20 protein-coding genes are annotated in these 19,557 nt (G+C 69.5%); 8 read left to right on the top strand and 12 right to left on the bottom strand.

The features are described 5' to 3' along the window. Positions 1 to 241: 241 nt before the first annotated feature. From ACYVF6_RS27020 to ACYVF6_RS27030, 3 genes are read right to left on the bottom strand one after another with little or no spacing between them, the layout of a single operon-like run. Positions 242 to 2,530 carry a penicillin acylase family protein gene (locus ACYVF6_RS27020; protein WP_460525358.1) on the bottom strand — a complete coding sequence of 763 codons (2,289 nt, stop codon included), beginning with the start codon at positions 2,528 to 2,530 and terminating at the stop codon, positions 242 to 244. Continuing rightward, on the bottom strand, positions 2,527 to 3,207 hold the full coding sequence (locus ACYVF6_RS27025) for a maleylpyruvate isomerase mycothiol-dependent enzyme family protein (protein WP_460525359.1): 681 nt from the start codon (positions 3,205 to 3,207) through the stop codon (positions 2,527 to 2,529). The genes ACYVF6_RS27020 and ACYVF6_RS27025 overlap by 4 nt, the downstream gene beginning before the upstream one ends. Continuing rightward, the gene (locus tag ACYVF6_RS27030) at positions 3,204 to 3,803 is read right to left on the bottom strand and encodes a ribonuclease FAU-1 family protein (RefSeq protein ID WP_460525360.1); all 600 of its coding nucleotides are present in this window, start codon (positions 3,801 to 3,803) and stop codon (positions 3,204 to 3,206) included. Before ACYVF6_RS27030 ends, ACYVF6_RS27025 begins: the two co-directional genes overlap by 4 nt. A gap of 28 nt (positions 3,804 to 3,831) precedes the next feature. On the opposite strand from ACYVF6_RS27030, the gene ACYVF6_RS27035 reads away from it, so the two are divergent. From ACYVF6_RS27035 to ACYVF6_RS27045, 3 genes are all read left to right on the top strand, one after another. After that, positions 3,832 to 4,254 carry an archease gene (locus ACYVF6_RS27035; RefSeq protein WP_460525361.1) on the top strand — a complete coding sequence of 141 codons (423 nt, stop codon included), beginning with the start codon at positions 3,832 to 3,834 and terminating at the stop codon, positions 4,252 to 4,254. Positions 4,255 to 4,277: 23 nt separating this feature from the next. Next, positions 4,278 to 4,520: a hypothetical protein gene (locus tag ACYVF6_RS27040; protein ID WP_460525362.1), complete on the top strand. Its 243-nt coding sequence runs from the start codon at positions 4,278 to 4,280 to the stop codon at positions 4,518 to 4,520. 146 nt (positions 4,521 to 4,666) lie between these two features. Continuing rightward, on the top strand, positions 4,667 to 5,581 hold the full coding sequence (locus tag ACYVF6_RS27045) for an NADP-dependent oxidoreductase (RefSeq protein ID WP_460525557.1): 915 nt from the start codon (positions 4,667 to 4,669) through the stop codon (positions 5,579 to 5,581). A 25-nt stretch (positions 5,582 to 5,606) separates the two neighbouring features. On the opposite strand, the gene ACYVF6_RS27050 is transcribed toward ACYVF6_RS27045, so the two are convergent. From ACYVF6_RS27050 to ACYVF6_RS27065, 4 genes are read right to left on the bottom strand one after another with little or no spacing between them, the layout of a single operon-like run. Next, positions 5,607 to 7,031, bottom strand: coding sequence for an RtcB family protein (locus tag ACYVF6_RS27050; RefSeq protein ID WP_460525363.1), 1,425 nt, complete (start codon positions 7,029 to 7,031; stop codon positions 5,607 to 5,609). Positions 7,032 to 7,033: 2 nt separating this feature from the next. Continuing rightward, positions 7,034 to 7,996, bottom strand: coding sequence for a CapA family protein (locus ACYVF6_RS27055; protein ID WP_460525364.1), 963 nt, complete (start codon positions 7,994 to 7,996; stop codon positions 7,034 to 7,036). Between the two features lie 53 nt (positions 7,997 to 8,049). After that, complete coding sequence (locus ACYVF6_RS27060) at positions 8,050 to 9,948, bottom strand: penicillin-binding transpeptidase domain-containing protein (protein ID WP_460525365.1); 1,899 nt, start codon at positions 9,946 to 9,948, stop codon at positions 8,050 to 8,052. 60 nt (positions 9,949 to 10,008) lie between these two features. Beyond that, complete coding sequence (locus tag ACYVF6_RS27065; RefSeq protein WP_460525366.1) at positions 10,009 to 10,701, bottom strand: uracil-DNA glycosylase; 693 nt, start codon at positions 10,699 to 10,701, stop codon at positions 10,009 to 10,011. A gap of 44 nt (positions 10,702 to 10,745) precedes the next feature. Here ACYVF6_RS27065 and ACYVF6_RS27070 point away from each other — a divergent pair, with 44 nt between their 5' ends. Continuing rightward, positions 10,746 to 11,552, top strand: a complete 807-nt coding sequence (locus ACYVF6_RS27070; RefSeq protein ID WP_460525367.1) for a maleylpyruvate isomerase family mycothiol-dependent enzyme — start codon at positions 10,746 to 10,748, stop codon at positions 11,550 to 11,552. A 148-nt stretch (positions 11,553 to 11,700) separates the two neighbouring features. Here the strand turns inward: ACYVF6_RS27070 and ACYVF6_RS27075 are convergent, their stop codons facing one another. Continuing rightward, on the bottom strand, positions 11,701 to 13,008 hold the full coding sequence (locus tag ACYVF6_RS27075) for an MFS transporter (protein ID WP_460525368.1): 1,308 nt from the start codon (positions 13,006 to 13,008) through the stop codon (positions 11,701 to 11,703). A gap of 85 nt (positions 13,009 to 13,093) precedes the next feature. Between ACYVF6_RS27075 and ACYVF6_RS27080 the strand changes: the two genes are divergently transcribed. From ACYVF6_RS27080 to ACYVF6_RS27090, 3 genes are read left to right on the top strand one after another with little or no spacing between them, the layout of a single operon-like run. Then, the gene (locus ACYVF6_RS27080) at positions 13,094 to 14,017 is read left to right on the top strand and encodes a MarR family winged helix-turn-helix transcriptional regulator (RefSeq protein ID WP_460525369.1); all 924 of its coding nucleotides are present in this window, start codon (positions 13,094 to 13,096) and stop codon (positions 14,015 to 14,017) included. Next, a complete protein-coding gene (locus ACYVF6_RS27085; protein ID WP_460525371.1) occupies positions 14,014 to 15,444 on the top strand; it encodes an MFS transporter in 1,431 nt (476 codons plus the stop codon). The genes ACYVF6_RS27080 and ACYVF6_RS27085 overlap by 4 nt, the downstream gene beginning before the upstream one ends. After that, entirely contained in the window at positions 15,425 to 15,994 is a 570-nt protein-coding gene (locus ACYVF6_RS27090) for a cysteine hydrolase family protein (RefSeq protein ID WP_460525373.1), read from the top strand. The genes ACYVF6_RS27085 and ACYVF6_RS27090 overlap by 20 nt, the downstream gene beginning before the upstream one ends. Here the strand turns inward: ACYVF6_RS27090 and ACYVF6_RS27095 are convergent. After that, a complete protein-coding gene (locus tag ACYVF6_RS27095; protein ID WP_460525374.1) occupies positions 15,991 to 16,254 on the bottom strand; it encodes a hypothetical protein in 264 nt (87 codons plus the stop codon). The two genes, ACYVF6_RS27090 and ACYVF6_RS27095, sit on opposite strands and share 4 nt — an antisense overlap. 12 nt (positions 16,255 to 16,266) lie before the next feature. Further along, positions 16,267 to 17,151, bottom strand: a complete 885-nt coding sequence (mca, locus tag ACYVF6_RS27100; RefSeq protein ID WP_460525375.1) for a mycothiol conjugate amidase Mca — start codon at positions 17,149 to 17,151, stop codon at positions 16,267 to 16,269. 292 nt (positions 17,152 to 17,443) lie between these two features. On the opposite strand from mca, the gene greA reads away from it, so the two are divergent. Further along, on the top strand, positions 17,444 to 17,953 hold the full coding sequence (gene greA, locus ACYVF6_RS27105; protein WP_460525376.1) for a transcription elongation factor GreA: 510 nt from the start codon (positions 17,444 to 17,446) through the stop codon (positions 17,951 to 17,953). Between the two features lie 77 nt (positions 17,954 to 18,030). On the opposite strand, the gene ACYVF6_RS27110 is transcribed toward greA, so the two are convergent. Then, positions 18,031 to 18,477, bottom strand: a complete 447-nt coding sequence (locus ACYVF6_RS27110) for a DUF2089 domain-containing protein (RefSeq protein ID WP_460525377.1) — start codon at positions 18,475 to 18,477, stop codon at positions 18,031 to 18,033. Beyond that, a complete protein-coding gene (locus tag ACYVF6_RS27115; protein ID WP_460525378.1) occupies positions 18,474 to 19,496 on the bottom strand; it encodes a DUF4097 family beta strand repeat-containing protein in 1,023 nt (340 codons plus the stop codon). The genes ACYVF6_RS27110 and ACYVF6_RS27115 overlap by 4 nt, the downstream gene beginning before the upstream one ends. Positions 19,497 to 19,557: the final 61 nt, after the last annotated feature.

The following is a 19,557-nucleotide window of genomic DNA, read 5'->3' on the forward strand; positions in this document are numbered from 1 at the left end:
CGGGCAGCGACTGAGAAACCGGTTACTCACCTGCGGGAACCGGTTTCTGCGCGACGACGGCCCTCTAGCGGTCGCACAAAGGCGGAGGCGCACCGATGGAGAGAAACCGGTTCCTGAGCTGCCCACGGGAACCGGTTTCTGCGCGGATCGGAAACCCCTCCAGGCGACGACACGAAGGCGCAGACGCCGATGGAGAAACCGGTTCCTGAGCTGCCCACGGGAACCGGTTTCTCTCCCAGAGTCAGCCTTCGACCGGCGGCTCGAGGAGGATGCGTTGGGTGGCTGCGGCCTCTACGGCTTCCCGCGTGTAGAGCATCGGCACGTATTCGCCCTGGTGCCAGTGATCGTGGAGGTCACGGTAGTGCGGGCTGCGCGGGTCACCGGATTGGCCGGGGGTGTTGATGCAGACCGAGTTGTCCCAACCGCCGACGTCGATGACCATGCGGAACGAGGCGCCGATGGTCTGGCGGAAGTCCTCGGCGAAGGAGTGGGTCGCGTTGACGGTTTGGCCGGAGCCGCCGATCGGAACGGGGCCGACGTTCCAGCTGGGTTCGAGGGAGCCGAGGAGGTGGGGCTGCAGGTTGGTGTGGAGCGAACCCCACGCCCATCCCGACGGATCAGGGCCGAGCAGATCCTCAGCCTCCACATACGCCGACGATAACGTGGCGCGCAACAGCTCGTCCAATACCTCCCCGCCACCCACCCCGAACCAGGCCTCCGGATCGGCCAGGACGGAGCGCATGGCCTCGGGTTCGACGGCGGTGAGAAGTTTCGCCGCCTGGGCAGGCAGCAGCGCCTGCGCAAGCGCCGGCGCGAGGTGGCGGCCGGTCCACAGGTGGTACAAGGCCGCCGCAGCGGAGTCGGCGGTCTCCACGAAGTCCCACGACGTCAGCAGTCGCAGCGCCGACGCCACACCCGCATCGCCGTCCCCGCCGGGCAGATCACGCAAGGCCGGCACGACCTCCCGGGCAGACACCGACAAGACGTCGACCTGCAGACGTTGGGAGTCCTCCAGCGAGAACAGCTTGTCCTTCGACAGCTCCTCCACGATCCGCCGATAGCGCGACGGATCCGCCCACTCGTACGACAACCGCACATCACGCGGAAAATCGGGCGGCAGGTTGTACTCGTTCGCCGTCGCCCAGAAGCCCTCCGGCGGATTCACCACCTCCGGCAGCTCGGAGGCGGCGTAGTAGCCGTCCCAGTCGTAGCGCCCGTCGCCGGGTACGGGGAGCAGTCCGTCATACCCCACCCTGCGCGGCGTGCGCCCCGCGGCCTTCCACGCGATCGTCCCCGCGGTGTCGGCGTACAGGAGGTTCTCGCCCGGCGACCCCCAGTTGTCCAACGCCGCCCGGAACGACTCCCACGACGTCGCGCCCTGGTAGTCGATGCTGCCGAAGTACGCCGACGTGCCCGGCTCGGTCCACATCGTGCGGATGGCGTACGCCTTGCCGGCCTTCGCGTCGACGTAGATCACCGGACCGTGCCGGGTGAACGCCAGCTCGACAACACGGTCACTTTCCCCTTTGACAGCAAGGGATTCGCACTCCATGCGGAATGACTCGAACCCGTCGCCGAAGCGATAACGCCCGGCGTCAGCGGGATCGAGGTCGTAGACGTAGATGTCCTGGCAGTCGATCGGAAAGATCGTGAAGCCGAACGCCGCCGTCCCGTTGTGCCCCAGCGTGACGCCCGGCAGCGCCGGCTCCCCCGCCCCGATCACGTCCAGCCCGGGCGCCGACAGGTGCGCGATATACCGCAACGACGGCGTGGAGTACGCCCGATGCGGATCGCTCGCGAGGATCGGCCGTCCGGTGGTGGTGCGGTGCGCCGCCAGCGCCCAGTTGTTGCTGCCGTCCTGGTCCGCGCCGACGCCCGACCCGATCCCCGGCGTCGACGTCGGTGCGTTGGCGACGATCGCGCCGAGATGGTACGTGCGCAGCAGGTCGTCCGGCAGGTCGAGGTCGACGTCATCGGGTACGAACGGCGCGTGCGAAGGCTTCAGCGGCTGCCGGAGCCGATCGGCATCCACGCCGCCGACCGCGGCGAGCTTGGCGCGGACGAACTCCGTCAGTACGTTGAGCTGCGGCCCGTGACTACGTATCCGCACGACATCGGCGGGCGCCCACCTGGCAGGCAGATAACCGAGCCTCGTGAACTCCGGCGGCAGCTCATCCGGATGCTCCGAAAGCCAGTCGACGTAGGCGTTGATTCCTGCCGTGAAACAGGAAGCGACCCGCTCGGCGTCGAAGCTGTACGACGCCCATTCCTCGGCTAGCGACCCACGGTACAAGAACAATCGCGCGGCGCGGTCCGCCTCGGCGCAGGAAGGCCCGAGTACCGAAGCCAGCTCCCCGAGGCCTCGCCGCCGCCACATGTCGATCTGGAACAGCCGGTCGCGGGCAGCGTTGAATCCCTGCGCGACATAGAGATCATCGGTGTTCTCGGCATAGATGTGCGGGATCCCCCAGCGGTCGACGATGATCTCGACCGGCCGCCGCAGCCCGGGCACACTCACAGGCGCCGTCATGACAGCAACGGAAACGCGTCGGCGCGGTCGCCCAGGATCGTGCGTTCGCCATCGGCAAGCGAGCGACGCCCAGTGGCGCAAGCGAAAAACGCCGGCTCGTCCCAGCCGAGCTCGACAGGCGGCTCGCCGCCGAACAGCGACACGAAGACCGGACGCATCACGTCAAGCGCGGCTTGCGTCGTCCACGGCGTGGTCTCGAGCGACAAGGCGAGGTCGAGCCCGTGCGCAGCATGCGCGATCACCCGCGTCGTCAACATGTCCGTACGGCTGGACACACCGGACGCCGACTCCACCGCCTCCGAACCATCGGCGGAAGCGCAGGCCCACAGGGCCTCCCGCCATCGCTCGGCGAGCAACCGCGCCGCCGCGGCTCCATCGGGCAGCGAGGCGGCCTCCGCCTGGGCCCGGTCGGCGATGTCCTGGTGGTACGCGGACGTCTTGCGAACCGCGCGCCGGTAGTAGTCGGCGGCCTCGTTCAGCGTCACAGGCTTGGTCGTCGCCGTCAGCTTGCCGACCCACGACAGGCCTTGCGCGATGTGGACCACGAGGTCCTTGACGCTCCAGGGCGGACAGTTGGTCGGACGCGCGTAGTCGGCTTCGGTCAGCTTGCCGAGTGCGGACTCGAGTGCCAGAGCCTCGGTCTCGAACGCGTGCAGCGTTTGGGCGGAGGTGGTCACGATGTCGATTCTGCCGTCCAGGTCAACCGCTTTCCAAGCTGAAGCTGCGGAACGTCCGACAACGGAACCGTGCGTTGCGGTCGTGCCAACGGCGCCGGCGCGGCTCCCCAGGGGAACGCGTGGTCGCAGAACTTCAGCAGCCCGCCACCCTCGATCAGGTCGGTCAGCTCGTCGAGCCCCGTGCGTACGCCCCTGGTCTCGGGGCCCGAGATCCACCCGCGCCGGATCGAGTCGCGGAAGTCGTCGATGTCCGTGACGACGTACGTCGAGCCGTCCGCGCGCACCAGCACGTCGACCTCGAGGTCGACGGCGTACACGGCGTCACCGTCGCGCAGCATCGGCGTCGCGAGGTCGATGGTGTAGGCGTACGCGGGCACGCCCGGCGACGACGCGGTCTCGATCAGCTCGCCGGACAGGTCGGTGGTCACGTTGATCTTGAACCAGTGATCTCGGAACGCGAAGTGCCGCAACACCACGTCGTCGTACCGCACCTGGGCGACGAACACCTCGTCGTCGAGCCGCAGCACGCCCCCGGGCGGCAGGTCGAAGACCCGCACGTGGTCCTCGCGCGGGTGGAAGTCGTGGTCGAGGGGCACGTGGTCATCTTGTCGTACGGTTTCGAATGTGACGAACAAGCAGGTCGGACACCGTACGTTGCCGCACACCGCCGACGTTCGCATCGAGGCCTGGGGTCCGACCCTGGAGGCGTGCCTGGAGCAGGCAGTCGCCGGCTTGGTCGATACGTTCGCCGACCTGTCGAACGCCTCGGGCTCGGGCTCGGTGACGGTCGAGCTCGCTGCCGCGCCTGCCGAGGACCTGCTGGTCGCGCTGCTGGACGAGGTGATCTACCGCCTGGACACGGACTCGGTGTTGCCGCTGAAGTCCGATGTTCAGCGCACCGCGGCTGGCCTGTCCGTCCGGTTCGAGGTCGCCGCCGCGGCCGAGGCCGAGCTCACGGGCGCCGTGCCGAAGGCAGCCTCCCTGCACGGCCTGCTGGCCGAGCGGGGAACGACCGGCTGGCGGTGCGAGGTCACCGTCGATATCTGAGCGTCATGTGCCACGCTATGTGCATGGCCGATTACAAACTGGAGTTCTCTCTCGACGAGCGGCTGTACTTCGACGCCGTCCAACTCGCCGACCGCCGGCAGACCGCGGTGACGACAGTGCTCGAGGAGGCAGTACGCCGGGGCCTCCGGGCCGTGCCCCGCAGCCGGATCGGCGTAGGCAAACGCATCCTCAACCCCGGCCCCCAGCGCCGCCCGATCGACGACCTGCCCTGGCCGGACTTCTCCCCTGCCGAGTCCGACGTATAGGTCTGCTGCTGAACGTCTGATCGGTGACCGGCCGAGAAAACAACAGGCCGGCAAGCGCACGGCCGGCAAGTGGCTCGCGGGTCCGATGGCAGACTGTCGCGCGGTGCGGCGGGGTGCTGCGCTCTGAGCAGAGATCGGTGCGGACGATGCAGGCAGTGCGGTTCAGCCAGTTCGGTGGCCCTGAGGTGCTCGAGATCGTGGACCTCCCCGATCCGCATCCGGAGGCCGGCCAGGTCCGGATCGCGGTACGGGCGGCCGGCGTCAACCCCAGCGACTGGAAGAAACGCAGCGGCCTGATGGACGACCAGCTTCCGCAGACTCTGGGCCACGAAGCCGCCGGCGTCGTCGACGAGGTCGGCGAGGGTGTCACCGATGTGGCCGTGGGCGAGAGGGTGTTCGGCTTCTCCAGCAAAGGTGCGGCCCAGGCCGAGCTGGCGGTACTGGACTACTACGCGCCCATCCCGCCGTCCCTCGACTTCGCCGGCGCCGCCGCGTTGCCGGCCGCCATCGAGACGGCCACCCGCGCGCTCAACCAACTCGGCGTCGGAGGCGGCAGCGTACTGCTGGTCAACGGCGCCTCCGGGAGCGTTGGCAGCGCCGCGGTACAGCTCGCCGCAGCGCGCGGCGCACGGGTGATCGGCACCGCCAGTCCCGCGAACCACGAGTACCTCCGGCCGCTGGGCGCCGAACCCGTCGCCTACGGCGAAGGTCTCCTCGAGCGGATTCGCACGCTCGCACCCGATGGCGTCGACCTCGCCCTCGACGTCGCGGGCAGTGGCGTACTAGCCGAGCTGATCGACCTCACCGGCGGTCCGGAGCACGTCCTGACGGTCGCCGACTTCGCCGGCGCGCAAGCCTACGGAGTGCGGTTCAGCCGCGGAGACACCGGCCGCGCCCTCCACGCGCTCACCGAGATCGGCGACCTGATCGAGTCCGGACGCTTCTCGCTCCCCGCCGTACGTACGTTCCCGCTCACCGACGTCGCCGAAGCCCACCGCGCCGGCGAACGGGGCCACGTACGCGGAAAGCTCGTGTTGACGAACCAACCGCGCACCACGTAAACCCGCGCGATCGAAGAAGCCCGCCTCAGCCCTTGACCACGCCGACCGGCACGAGGCGCGCCACCTTCCGCGCCAGCCCCGCGCCTTCCGCTGCCTCTATGACGGCGTCGACGTCCTTGTAGACCTCGGGCATCTCTTCGGCCAGGCCACGCCAGCCCGCGCCGCGCACTGCGACGCCCAGGCCGGCCAGCACCCCCTCGACGTCCTTGCCCTTCAGTGCCTTCACCGCCTGGTTCCGGCCCAGTACGCGCCCGGCGCCGTGGCACGTCGACGCGAACGCGGGCCCGCCCGAGACGCCGGCCAGCACGTACGATGCCGTCCCCATCGAGCCCGGGATCAGCACCGGCTGCCCCACCGGCGCGAGGTCCGGCGGCAGGTCGCCGTGTCCCGGCGGCAGCGCCCGCGTCGCGCCCTTCCGGTGTACGCACAGCGTTCGCGAAACGCCGCCGGAGACGACATGCGACTCGAGCTTCGCCAGGTTGTGCGCGATGTCGTAGACCAGATCCAGCGAACGTCCAAACACCTCCGCGAACACGCCACGCGCCGCCTCCCCCAGCACCTGCCGGTTCGCCCGCGCGAAGTTCGACGCCGCCGCCATCGCGCCCAGATAGCTCTCGCCTTCCGGGGAACGCACCGGCGCGCACGCCAGCTGCCGGTCCGGCACCGAGATCCCGTGCCGCCCCATCGCCGACTCGAACGTACGCACGTGATCGGTGCAGATCTGGTGCCCGAGCCCACGCGACCCGCAGTGAATCATCACGCAGAGCTGTCCCTCGCGCAGCCCGAACACCCGCCCCGCTTCGGCGTCGAACACGCGGGAGACCGCCTGTAACTCGAGGAAGTGGTTCCCCGAGCCCAGCGATCCCAGCTGCGCCAGCCCTCGCTTGACGGCCCGGTCGCTGATCCCGCTCGGGTCGGCGGACGACACCGCGCCGTAGTCCTCACACCGCTGCAAGTCGCGCTCGACACCGCGTCCGTTCTCAACGGCATAACGCGATCCTCCGTGCAGCACCGCCTCCAGCTCGTCCCGCGAGGACAACTGCCAGACCGCGCCCGCACCCATCCCACGCGGCACCGCGCGCCCGAGGCCGTCCATCAGGCGCGCCAGATCCTCCGGCGAGAGCTCGGACCGCGAGAGGTCGGCCGCGTAGAGACGAACCCCGCAACAGATATCGAACCCGACCCCACCCGGCGACACCACCCCGCCGGCGTCCACATCCGTCGCCGCGACGCCACCGATCGGGAATCCGTAACCCCAGTGCATGTCCTGCATGGCGTACGACGCCTCGACGATGCCCGGCAGCGTCGCGACGTTGGCGACCTGCTGCAGCGCCTGCTCCTCGCCACCCGCCGGCAGCAGCCGCCGGGACGCGAACACCACGCCCGGCACGCGCATCTCGCCGTGCGGTTCGATCCTGAAGCGGAACGGGGTTTCTTCGATGAGTTCCATGGTCACCAGCTGATCAGCAAGTGGTCGCCCTCGTCGCGGATGTCGGTGCCGAGGTCGGCGCAAGCGGCAGCGAAGTGCTCCCGCACCCAGGCGTACTCCTCCCGGTTCGCCAACCGGGTAAAGCAGAAGTCGAGCGCGATCGGTATCGCCTTCAGCCGGACCGGGCCCGTGGGGCCGAGCGTGAGCAACCACAGCATGCCGAGGTCGTTGTGTAACCGGGTCTCGACGCGATAGTCGTCGATGAAGTCGCCGAGGTCGTACAGCACGTTGCCGTGCACGCCCTGAAAGACGTGCGCCGAGTGCCCGACGATCACACCGGCACCGGCGTCGAGCAGCAGCTCAGCCGCCGCGCGTACGTACGGACGCGGCGCCGAGACCATGTTCGGCCCCCAGTGCGCGGTGAGCAGCACGACGTCGGCCTCGGACCCCATCGCCTGCAGCCGCGACGTCAGCCACGGCGGTACGTCGACCCGGAGGTCGGCGTACGCGACGCCGGCCCGCCGCAAGCGCGCCGCGAAGTCGGCCGGATGGTCCGTGACGCCGAGGATGCCGAGCTTGACGCCGTTGACCTCGACCAGCTCACCCTGCCGCGCCAGGTCGACGTTCGCGCCGGCGCCGACCGCACGAATGCCCGCCGCGGCCAGCAGCTCAACGGTGTCGGCCAGCGCGTCGACGCCGTAGTCGAGCGTGTGGTTGTTGGCCAGCGTCACGTCGGTGACGCCCAACCAGGCAAGGGTTTCGACGGCCTTCGGCGGCGCGCGGAAGAAGAACGGCTTGCTGAGCGACGGCCACTTCTCGCCGCGTTCGGAGACACAGCACTCGAGATTCAGCAGGAACAGGTCGGCCTCGGAGACGGCCGCCCGGACGTCAGCTGCGAACAGCGACGTCGGGCCCACCTTGGCGAGCTTCTGCCCGACCTTGCGACCCAGCATCGTGTCGCCTGCGAGCGCGACGGTGACCTCCATGCACCATCACTACCCCGTTCGAGGCCCTCGCGTCCATCGATTCCGGAAGAGATCTAGTAGTCGGAGAACCGCGTCTCCTGCAGGAACTGCCTCGCCACCGGCCCGGCGTCCTTCCCGCCGCCTCCACCGTCGTCGATGATGACGGCGAACGCGAGGTCTCCCCGGAAGCCGATCATCCAGGCGTGGGTACGCAGCGGCGTCGCCGAGCCGTACTCCGCCGTCCCGGTCTTGGCGAACACCTGCACGCCCGGTTGCTTCAGCAGCTTCGCCGAACCGGAGTTGACCACCGCGGCCATCAGCGCCCGCAACTGCTTGTGCAGCCCGTCCGGGAGCGGCTTGCCGGCCTCCTGCCCGGGCTTCTCGTCCGGTAGCAGCACGGGAGTGCGCGGCTGCCCGGAGTCGACCGTCGCCGCGAGCATCGCCATGCCCAGCGCGCTCATCTCCACCCGGCTCTGGCCGATCATGGTCGCCGCCCGGTCGGTGAGGTCGCGCGGCTTCGGCACCGATCCGCTGAACGCCGGGAGACCGACGTCCCACTTCTCGCCGATGCCGAACCGCGCCGCCATCTCCGGCACGGAGTCGTTCAACAGCCGTTCGGCCTGCCCGACGACCGCGGTGTTGCAGGAGTGCGCGAACGCCGTGATGAACGGGCCGTCCGGCAGCTGGGTGTTGTAGGCGTTCTTGAACCGCTTGCCGCCGACGAACATCTCCTTCGGGCAGCGCACCCGGTCGTTCAGCTGCAGCCCACCCTCGAGCAGCGCGGCCGACGTCACCACCTTGAACGTCGAGCCCGGCGCGTACTTGCCGATGAAGGCGCGGTTGTAGTCGGTGATTCCCGGGCCGTTGGCGGTCGCGAGGATCTCGCCGGTGCTCGCCTTGACGGCGACGATCGCCGTCGGCTTGGCCTGCGACATCACCGCGTTCTCGGCGGCTTCCTGGATCGCGGGGTCGAGCGTGGTCTTCAACGGTTTTCCGGCCGCCGGCGAGACCTTGAGCAGATCCTCGACCACATCTCCGGTCGCCCGGTCGACGACGCTGATCGTGCCGCCGGGCTTGCCGGCCAGCTGCTGCTGGTACGCCTCCTGCAGGCCGGCCTTGCCCAGCTCGTCGGTCTCGGCGGCCAGCGGGCCGGCGTTCTTCAGCGTCTCCGGAGTCGCCGGCAGTACGGCGCCCAGGACGGCCCGTGCGTAGCTCGACGTCGGCGCGAGCGACAGCTTGTCCTTCTTGATCACGACGCCGGGCACGTTGTCGAACAGCGTCCAGATGTCGTCGTAGGCTTCCTCGCGCATCGTGATGCTGTGGACGTAACTCGTGCCCTTCGGAGCGGCCTCGACCTCCTTGCGCAGCTCGCCGGCGTTGATGCCGACCAGCTTGGCGAGCTCGGAGTACGTCTTGGCCGGGTCGGCCTTGGCGGGGTCGACGCCCACGCGTACGACCGTACGGTCTTCGGTGATCGCCTCGTCGTTGCGATCGAGGATCGACGCCCGGGTGCCGAGCTCACGGCTCTTGGCCAGCTTGGTGTCGGCGGTCAGGCCGGGGTGGTAGATCGTCGGCTGCCAGGCAACCAGCCACTGGTCGCCCTGCTTGCGTACGGTCAGCGCGGTCGTGTATTTCCAGGCGCCGAGGCCCGCGACCTCCTGGGTGACGGCGAGCTGCTGTTTGCAGCCGTCGTCGTTACAGCTCGGCGAGCCCTGCGGCACGACCTTGGTGCCGGCCTTCCCGGCTTCGATGCCGAGCACGCGGTTGGCCTCGACGAACGTCTTGCGCGCCTGATCCGGCTTGTCGGTGAGCTGGCTCAACTCGGTGAGCTGCCCGGCCGACCAGGCCTTGCCGAACGCCGCGGCGACCTTCGACGACTCCGCGCGCGGGTCGTCGCCACTGCAGGAGGCGGTGAGTAACAGGCCGGTCGCCACAACCACACAACCGCCCCGAAACCATGCCTGTCGGCTCATGCGAGCCCCCAATAACGAAACCGGATAGAAGGAACGCTCAGATTACGGCACTTCGTAGCGTTAGCTGAGCTTCCATTCGACCGGCTGCGCGCCGAGCTGCTGGAGCAGGGCGTTCGCACGGCTGAACGGCTTCGACCCGAAGAAGCCGCGGTCGGCCGACATCGGGCTCGGGTGCACCGACTCGACCCGCGGCGTCTCGCCCAGCAGCGGCCGCAGGCTCTGCGCGTCGCGGCCCCAGAGGATCGCGACGAACGGCTGGTCGCGCTCGACCAGCGCCTTGATCGCCTGGTCGGTCACGGCCTCCCAGCCCTTGCCGCGATGCGAGCCGGGCTTGCCGGGCTGCACGGTGAGGACGCGGTTGAGCAGCATGATGCCCTGGTTCGACCACGGCGACAGGTCGCCTGACGTCGGACGCCCGAGGCCGAGGTCGCTGACGTACTCCTTGAAGATGTTGACCAGGCTGCCCGGCAAGCGGCGGACCTCCGGAGCGACCGAGAAGCTCAGCCCGATCGGATGGCCTGGTGTGGGATAGGGGTCCTGGCCGACGATCAGCACGCGGACCTGGTCGAACGGCTGCTGGAACGCGCGCAGGACGTTCTGGCCCTCGGGGAGGTACGGGCGGCCGGCGGCGATCTCGGCGCGCAGGAAGTCGCCGAGCCTGGTGATCTGGTCGGCGACCGGCTCCAGCGCTTTCGCCCAGCCTGGGTCGATCACGTCGGTCAGGGACTTACGCGTCGTTGCCGCTTCCGTCATTCGCGTCATGCTAACGGTTCTGTCGCTCGGATACCTTTGGCCGCATGACCGACCAACCGTTCGGCGCGTACACCCCGGCCGAGTACCAGGCGATGATCCGGCGCGAGGCCGACCTCCTGCTTGGGATGTTGGCGGCGCTGGCCGAAGGGGACGAGGCGGCGCGGGTGCCGGCGTGCCCGGACTGGTGCGTACGCGATCTGGTCGCTCACCTTGGTGGGGTACACAACTGGGCCGGGCTGAACGCCTCGACCGGGCTCGACGGGGTGAGCCCTCGGCATCCGTGGCTGGAGCTGCCTTCGGGTGCGCCGCTGGGTGAGTGGTACGCGGCGCGGGCGGATCGGTTGCTGGAGCTGCTCGCGGCGACGGACCCCGACGAACCCTGCTGGACGTTGCAGAAGGGGTTCCGGACGGCTGCCTTCTGGTCGCGGCGGCAGAGCCACGAGACCGCGATGCACCGCAACGACGTGGCGGGGGCGCTGGGTGGGGCGTACTCCTACGAGGCTGGGCACGCGGCGGACGGTCTCGGCGAGATTTTCGACGTGTTTCTGTGCCGGCGGAAGGCCTACGGCGTGCCTCGCGTGGACGTCGACGTGCCGGTGCTGATCGAGTGCACCGATGCGCCGGCGCGGTGGCTGCTGGCGCCGCAGGCGTCCGATCCGGAACTGCATGAGGCGCGGGGGCCTGTGCTGTCTGATGATCAGGCTTCAGAGGCGGCCGCCGTCTTGCGCGGACCGGCGGCGGGGTTGCTGTTCACCTTCTGGCGGCGTCAGTCGGCCGCCGAGGCGGGGTTGACGGCGGAGGGAGACACGTCGCTGACCGATCGGTTGCTGGCCTGCACGCTCACACCGTGACCGCGTGGCTGGAAGCCCCATCGCCACGCCGGCCAGGACATTGTCTAGGCCCTCGTCAGCACGCCGAAGTGTTCGCCGAACACACCCACCACGGTCGCCGGCCTGCGCGGACCTGCGGCCGGAGGGCTCCCTTCACGTTCAGGCGAGGTCAGTCCGCCGCCACAGGGGACGGGCTGACCGCTGAGGGAGACACCTCGCTGACCGATCGGTTGCTGGCGTGCACGTTCACGGCGTGACCGCGTAGCAGGATGCCCATCGCCACGCCGGCAAGGACGTAGCCCAGACCCTGGCCGACCAGGATCGTCAGTACGCCGAAGCGTTCGCCGAACGCGCCCGCCAGAACCGCGCCCAGCGTCGCGGCGAGGCCTTGGGTCGTACCCAGGACGGCGAAGACTCGTCCGCAGAACGCCGGTGTCGCTGCCAGCTGGAGCTGGGACATCGCGGCCGAGCCCATGATGACGGCCGGGATGCCGACGAGTACGAGGAGGAGCAGGGCCGGCCAGAGGATCGGCCAGACCGCGGGGTAGAGGAACAGCACGATGTCGAGCGCGCCGAAGACGATCGCGCTGACGCAGAGCAGGCGTACGGCTGAGAAGCGCACGGCGACGAAGCCGCCGAGTACGCCGCCCAGCACGCCGCCGACGGCCTGCGCCGACATCAGCCAGCCGACCTCGCGGACGCCGCCGTGCAGGGCGTCGTAGACATAGGCCGCGAACAGCGTTCCCATGATGCCTTCGCCGATGGAGGTCACACTGAACGTGACGACCAGCACCAGCAGTACCCGGCTGCGGCGGATGACGCGCAGGCCGCCCGCGAGCTCCTCCTTGAACGCGGCGATCGGGTGCGCATCCGTCCTGGGAGCCGCCACTCGATGCTGCCCGCGGACGAGGAACAGCAGGCCGGCCGAGACGAGGAACGTCGTCGCGTCGACGGCGACGACGCCGGGCAGACCCGCGGCCGCCGCGACCAAGCCGCCGGCCGCCGGGCCGGCGAGGCGGGCCAGGCTGTTGTTGACGGCGCCGAGCGAGTTCGCCGCCAGCAGCTTGTCGGGCGTGACGAGCATGGGTACGAGCGCGGCCTCGGCCGGCTTGAAGAACTGGTTGATCGCGGTGGCGACGACCGTGACCACGTACACGATCCAGACCGAATCGGTGTCGCGGACGGCGAGCAGGGGCAGTAGCGCGGCGGCCTGGAGTACGTTCGCCACGATCATGACGCGACGCCGGTCCCGGCGGTCGACGAACACGCCGGCCAGCGGGCCGATGACGAGCGCCGGCAGCATTTCGGCGATCACGACACCGCTCGTGGCGGCTATCGAGCCGGTGAGCTGCAGCATCAGGATCGGCAGCGCGATCTTCAGCGCCCAGTCGCCGGCCAGGGAGATCAGGCCGGCGGTCCAGGCGAGGGCGAAGCTCGGCTGCCGGAACAATGCGATGCCGGATGCGTGCGTCGTCATGACGTCACTGTGATGTCATTTCACCGTCGCTGTCAAGTGGTGCGGGCATAATCAGCGTGGCTGTTTATCAGCTACGCTGAGAAATATGGGCACGAACGACGGCGATGCGACGGCCGCCGCGAGCGAGCTGCGGTTGCAGCTCTCCCGGGTCACCCGCCGGCTGCGGCAGCAGACCGACCGGAGCGACCTGACGATGTCGCAGCTGTCCGTACTGTCTCGCCTCTACCAGGCCGAACGGGCGACGCCGAGCGAGCTGGCGGCGTCGGAGGGGATCCGGCCGCAGACGATGTCGAAGACGTTGGACCTACTGGAGCTCGCCGGCTATATCGGCCGCACGCCCGACCCCCGGGACCGCCGCCGGGTACTGATCGAACTCACCGACCAAGCCCGCACCGCGATCGCGGAGGACCGGCAACGCAAGGCGAACTGGCTCGCCTCGGCAATGTCGACCGTGCTGACTGCCGACGAGCGCGACCTGCTGATCCGCGCCACCCCTCTACTCGCCAAACTCGCCGATGCGGAGCTATCCGCCGCACCTGCCGCGGAGACGGCGGTGGGTCCGGCCGCAGCCCGAGAAACCGGTTCCTCACCCGCTACGGGCGCCAGCCGCCGCACGATGGCAGAAACCGGTTCCCCAGACGCCGCCACCGGCCACGTCAGCTCGCCGCCAGAAACCGGTTCCCCAGCCGGAGCCACGACCGGCACCGCCGCAGGCATCACCACTGGCCGGGCACGAGAAACCGGTTCCTCAGGTTCCCCCGCCGGCGCACCCGGCGGGACTGCCGCCCCGGGCTCGGCAGAAACCGGTTCCCCAGACGTGGCCGCCGGCCACGTCAGCTCGATGCCAGAAACCGGTTCCTCGGCCGGAGCCACGACGGGCGCCGCCGCGGGCATCACCGCCGGTCGGGCACGAGAAACCGGTTCCCCAGGCGCTTCCACCGGCGCACCCGCCGCTGCGGGCTCGGCAGAAACCGGTTTCTCAGCGGGGAAGCGGCCAGCCGGGCGATGACCACGCGTACTCCACCGTTCGACGGCAGGTTTGTCGCGCCGCTGCTTCTTGGCAGCTTGCTCAACCCGCTCAACTCCACGATGATCGCGACCGCGTTGGTGTCGATCGGGCGGGAGCTTGGGGTTGGGGCGGCCAGTACCGCCTGGTTGGTCGCGGCGCTCTATCTCACTGCCTCGGTCGCGCAGCCGCTGATGGGGCGCCTCGCCGATCTGTACGGGCCGCGGCGGATCATGTTGACCGGACTCGGCATCGTCGCTGTGGGAGGGTTGGTCGGCGGGTTGTCCGACGGCATGGGTGGCCTGTTGCTCTCCCGGCTACTGCTCGGCATCGGCACCTCCTCCGCCTATCCCGCGGCCCTCGCCATGATCCGGGCTCGCGCGGACGAGCGGGGCGTCGACACTCCCGCGCGCGTACTCGCCTCGCTGTCGATCGCGGCTCAGTCCAGCGCCGCGGTCGGCCCCGCGCTGGGCGGGCTGCTCACCGCGCTGGCCGGCTGGCGCTGGATCTTCTTCGTCAACGTGCCGATCGCCCTACTCGGCATCGTGCTCGCCCTCAGCTGGCTCCCCCGCGACACCCGCCACGCCCGCGACGCCACAACCGGCGTACGAGAGACGCTGAAGGGCCTCGACCTCACCGGCGTCGCCCTGTTCTCGGCGGCGATCACCGCGCTGCTGCTGTTCCTCATGCGCCTCCGCCCCGACCCGCCGTACCTCCTGCTCGGCCTCGCCGCCGCGCTCACGATCGTCCTGGTGATGTGGGAGCTGCGGCACCGCTCGCCGTTCATCGACGTCCGCATGCTGCGTACACACGGCGCGCTCACCGCCACCTACCTCCGCCACGCCGTGACGTTCTTCGCGATCTACTGCATGCTCTACGGCTTCACCCAGTGGCTGGAGGAAGCGCGCGGCCTCAGCTCGACGGTCGCCGGCCTGCTCACGATGCCGATGCCCGTGGTGGCCGCGCTGTCGTCGACGCTGATCTCGCGCGGCGGCCGCGTGCGTACCCGCCAAGCGCTCCTCATCGGCACCGTCGGCATGGTCGCCGGAGCCCTCGCCCTGCTCACCGCGAGCTCCACGACGCCCGTCGTCGCGTTGGTCGTGATCGCGATGCTGTTCGGGCTGCCGAACGGGCTGAACGTGTTCGGCAACCAGGCCGCGCTCTACCAGCAGGCACCCGCCGACCGGATCGGCGTCGCCTCCGGGCTGTTCCGCACGTTCCAGTACATCGGCGCGATCCTGTCGGCGAGCCTGATCGGCCTGACATACGGCGCACGGGCGACCGACGGCGCCCTGCACGAGGTCGCGTTCGCGCTGGCGGGCCTCGGCGTGCTGCTCCTGCTCAGCGTTCTCCTCGGGCGCGGCCTGCGCCCGAGACCCAACCCGACCGCGGACGAGGAAGAGGAAACCCATGCCGATCACCGCCCTTGACGACCGCAGCGCGCTCGTCGTCATCGACCTGCAGCGCGGCGTGCTCGGCCTGCCGGTGGTGCACCCGGCGAGTGACGTACTGGCCAACGCGGTGCGGCTCGCGGAGGCGTTCCGGGCACGACGGCTCCCGGTGGTACTGGTCCGCGTCGACTTCTCAGCCGACGGCGGCGAGGTACTCCGCACGCGTACCGACGCACCCGCGCGCTCGGCGGAGCGACCGGAAGGCTGGAACGTGATCGCCGACGAGCTCGGCCCGCGGCCCGGCGACATCGTGGTGACCAAGCACAACTGGAGCGCGTTCCACGGCACCGACCTCGAGGTGCAGCTGCGCCGCCGCGGCGTCACCGGCATCGTGCTCACCGGAGTCGCCACCAGCATCGGCGTCGAGTCGACCGCGCGCGACGCGCACCATCACGCGTACAACGTCACCTGCGTCAGCGACGCCATGACCGACATGAGCGCCGAAGCCCACGACAACAGCCTGCGGCGGATCTTTCCGCTGCTCGCCGAGACGGGTACGACGGCGGACGTGCTGAGCCGGCTCGGCTAGCGCTGCTTCGGTGAACCCGTCGGCTGGTCGCCGTTCTCCTTGACCTCCGCGGCGCCGGGGGCGTCCGCAGCCTCCGCGGCTTCCGGCTTGGAGCCGTCGTCGAAGTCGACCTTCTTGATCTGCTTGTTCATGTTGCGCCACAGGAGGTACGTACCGGCGCACAAGGCCACGATGACGACGAACCCGAGCAGCCCGGGACCGACCCACTGGCTCGAGTCACGGTCAGCGATCAGAACCGTCGCTGCCAGCGCTGGCGGCATGGTTACTCACTCCTACGCACAGTCCGCGGTCTCGCATTCGTCAGCAACGAGCTCGCGCACGCCCGCGAACAGATCGTCCTCTGGAACTTCGGTGTCCACGAGACTACGCGCCAGCTCGAAGTCCTCGGTCGGCCAGGCCTCCTGCTGTACTGACAGCGGCGTCTGGAACCAGCGGCCGCCCGGGTCGATCTGGGTCTCGTGGGCCAGCAGGGCCTTGTCGCGGATGCCGAAGTAGTCACCGCACGGCACGCGCGTCGTGACCCGCTTCGAGTGGTCCTCGCGATCGTCTGACCAATTTTCGAGCCACTCGGCGTACGGAGACTCCAGGCCGTTGCGCAGCATCGCGGCGTGCAGCGCCTCGATCCGGGCGCGGTGGAAGGTCTGCTGGTAGTAGAGCTTGAACGGCTGCCACGGCTCGCCGGCCTCGGGGTAGGCGTCCGGGTCGCCCGTTTTGTCCCACGCGGCGATCGTGATCTCGTGGCAGCGCACGTGGTCGGGGTGGGGGTATCCGCCGTTCTCGTCGTACGTCGTGACGACGTGAGGGCGGAACTCGCGGATCACCTTGACCAGCCGCTCGGCGGCCTCGTCGACCGGCACCAGGCCGAAGCAACCTTCCGGCAACGGAGGCGGCGGGTCGCCCTCCGGGAAGCCCGAGTCGACGAAGCCCAGCCAGCTTTGCTTGATGCCGAGGATCTCGCGCGCCCGGTCCATCTCGTCACGGCGGATCTGGGCCATGTTGGCCAGCACGTCGGGCCGGTCCATGTTGGGGTTGAGGATCGAGCCGCGCTCGCCACCGGTGCAGGTCACCACCAGCACCTCGACGCCGTCGGCGACGTACTTCGCGGTGCTGGCCGCACCCTTGCTGGACTCATCGTCGGGATGAGCGTGGACGTGCATGAGTCGAAGCGGAGCCACCGTGGTCGTTCTCCCTCGCAACATCGCCGCGCGTCCACATGGGAGGCGCGGCGGCCGATATCAACTGCTGAACCGGATTACATGTAAGTACGACTCCAATGGTGGCCGACCGTGCCAAACCTGGCTTGGGCGGGTGGCGGGCACCGGCTAAGCTCGTAGGCTTATCCGTACGCCCCCGGACACTGTCCGATGCATGTGGACGGTGTCCTATACGTGTTTTCGGGCACCGGGAACGTACGGTGCCACACCCGTTTACCCCAAGGAGCGACCCACCGTGACGCAGCCGACCGACGAGAACGTCATCTGGCTCACCCAGGAGGCCCACGACCGCCTGAAGGCGGAGCTGGAGCACCTCACTGGCACCGTGCGCACGGAGCTTTCGAAACGCATCGGCGAAGCCCGCGACGAGGGCGACCTGCGCGAGAACGGCGGCTACCACGCTGCCAAGGACGAGCAGGGACGCGTCGAGCTCAGGATCCGCCAGCTCGAAGAGATGATGCGGAAGGTGCAGGTCGGCGAGCTGCCGGCGACGGCTGACGTCGTACGCCCGGGCACCAAGGTCACGATCCGGTTCGTCGGCGACGACGACACCGAGACGTTCCTGCTGGGCTCGCGAGAGCTGCTGGCGCTCGACAACTCGGTCGACATCGAGGTCTACTCGCCGCAGTCGCCGCTCGGAGCCGCGATCAACGGCAAGAGTGCGGGCGACAAGGCCAGCTACGCCGCGCCGAACGGCCGCGACGTCTCCGTCGAGATCGTCGAGGTCGAGGCGTTCGGCGGATAACACCGCCCAAGCCCTCAAGAGCACGTCCGCCCCGTGCGACCCACGGCGGCGGACGTGCTCTTTCGTACGGCGAGGGCTCAGTCAGAGCCGCGCAGCAAGGTGGCGGCGGCCTCGACGTCCAACTCGCCCTTGGCCAGGCGGGCGAGGATGTCGACGCGGCTGGCTTTGGGGCGAGGTTCAGCGGCGGTCGACGGGCCGGGATCGCCGGCTTCGCTCGGGGCTGGTTCCAGGCCGAGCTTGGCCAGGAGGTCGGCGTAGCGCTGCCTCGCCGTCGGGTAGCTGACGCCGAGGTGCCGTTCGAGCTCGCGCATGTTGCCTCGCGACACCAGGAACACTCGCAGCAGCTCCCGCTCCCCGTCGGTCAGGGCGCAGTAGTCGCAGGACTCGAACACGCCCGACAGTTCGCTGCCGCACGAGCCGCAGGACAGCCGGGTGACCGCCAGCCCGGCGCCGCAGACCGGGCAGTCGCGCGGCGGCCGGTACTCGTGGTTGTGGCTGTCATAGCTGGACAGCCCTCCGGTCACGGAGCCTCTTTCACAGTCGCCGCGCCCATGACGATCTCGAGGTCGAGGCGGGCGTCACCGCCGCCGACGACCTGTTCGTCGTTTTCCTTGCCCGGGCGGGCCGGCGGCTCCCACTGCACCCGGCCGAGCTGCGCGTCGGGGCGGATACGCACTGACGAGCCCTGCAGGAGCCGGAGCTGCAACGAGCCGGACTCCACCCGCAGCCGCGAGCGGCCGTTCACGATCTTGCCTTCGACCTGAGCCGACCCGGCCTGGACGAGGACATCGATCGGGCCCTCGACGTCACGGACGCGCGCCGACCCCGCCGTCACGCGTACCTGCGCGAGCAGCGGCGCCCGCTCGGCGTTGATGCTGCCCGCGGTGATCTCCGCCTCGATCTCGAGGCCGGGGTTGACGCGGATCGACAGCTCCCGGCCGAGATCCATCAGCTTCTGCTGTACGTCACGTAGCGAACGCGGCGGCGTCAGCGTGAACCCGTCGAGCGACGCGCCGAACTCGCCCTCGCTGGAGATCAGCAGCGTGTCGCCCTCCTGGCGTACGACGTGCGGCCCGTCGACCGCGATCGTCTTCACGAACGGCTCGCCGACGATCTTGACCCGGCGGCCCACCGCGCGGATCCGGACCCGCTTCGGCTTGGCCGCGGTCACCGGCACCTCGGCCTTGGTCTCGCCGGCGCCGGCCTGCTCCGAGCCCTTGAGCTTGTCGAGCAGCTCGGCGGCCTCGTCGGGCGTGATCTTGCCGGCGGCGACGGCGGCCAGCACCTCCTTGGCGTCGGTGTATTCAGCCTTCGCCTCGTCGGTCCTCGCCTGCTCTTCGTCGGCCCTGGCCTGCTCTTCATCGGCCCTGGCCTGTTCCTCGTCGGCCCTGGCCTGTTCCTCGTCGGCTCTCGCCTGCTCTTCGTCAGCCTTGGCCTCGGAGGCCTTCTCATACGCCGACTTCTGCTCAGACGACTCCGCAACGTCGTCGGTCGCTGCCGCCCAGGCGTCGCCGGGCGGGTTGGTGCCTGTGTCTCCGGACATGACTCGATTACACCTCTCGCATCTACAAATGGCAAGCCGATCTTTATAGATAACGAGGAAC

This window comes from Flindersiella endophytica, assembly GCF_054779015.1.

Bases quoted from the DNA above. Each gene is read 5' to 3' on its own strand.
- ACYVF6_RS27020 (WP_460525358.1), bottom strand. From the start codon at position 2,530: ATGACGGCGCCTGTGAGTGTGCCCGGGCTGCGGCGGCCGGTCGAGATC.
- ACYVF6_RS27040 (WP_460525362.1), top strand. From the start codon at position 4,278: ATGGCCGATTACAAACTGGAGTTCTCTCTCGACGAGCGGCTGTACTTC.
- ACYVF6_RS27045 (WP_460525557.1), top strand. From the start codon at position 4,667: ATGCAGGCAGTGCGGTTCAGCCAGTTCGGTGGCCCTGAGGTGCTCGAG.
- ACYVF6_RS27050 (WP_460525363.1), bottom strand. From the start codon at position 7,031: ATGGAACTCATCGAAGAAACCCCGTTCCGCTTCAGGATCGAACCGCAC.
- ACYVF6_RS27055 (WP_460525364.1), bottom strand. From the start codon at position 7,996: ATGGAGGTCACCGTCGCGCTCGCAGGCGACACGATGCTGGGTCGCAAG.
- ACYVF6_RS27060 (WP_460525365.1), bottom strand. From the start codon at position 9,948: ATGAGCCGACAGGCATGGTTTCGGGGCGGTTGTGTGGTTGTGGCGACC.
- ACYVF6_RS27065 (WP_460525366.1), bottom strand. From the start codon at position 10,701: ATGACGGAAGCGGCAACGACGCGTAAGTCCCTGACCGACGTGATCGAC.
- ACYVF6_RS27070 (WP_460525367.1), top strand. From the start codon at position 10,746: ATGACCGACCAACCGTTCGGCGCGTACACCCCGGCCGAGTACCAGGCG.
- ACYVF6_RS27075 (WP_460525368.1), bottom strand. From the start codon at position 13,008: ATGACGACGCACGCATCCGGCATCGCATTGTTCCGGCAGCCGAGCTTC.
- ACYVF6_RS27080 (WP_460525369.1), top strand. From the start codon at position 13,094: ATGGGCACGAACGACGGCGATGCGACGGCCGCCGCGAGCGAGCTGCGG.
- ACYVF6_RS27085 (WP_460525371.1), top strand. From the start codon at position 14,014: ATGACCACGCGTACTCCACCGTTCGACGGCAGGTTTGTCGCGCCGCTG.
- ACYVF6_RS27090 (WP_460525373.1), top strand. From the start codon at position 15,425: ATGCCGATCACCGCCCTTGACGACCGCAGCGCGCTCGTCGTCATCGAC.
- ACYVF6_RS27095 (WP_460525374.1), bottom strand. From the start codon at position 16,254: ATGCCGCCAGCGCTGGCAGCGACGGTTCTGATCGCTGACCGTGACTCG.
- mca (WP_460525375.1), bottom strand. From the start codon at position 17,151: ATGCACGTCCACGCTCATCCCGACGATGAGTCCAGCAAGGGTGCGGCC.
- ACYVF6_RS27115 (WP_460525378.1), bottom strand. From the start codon at position 19,496: ATGTCCGGAGACACAGGCACCAACCCGCCCGGCGACGCCTGGGCGGCA.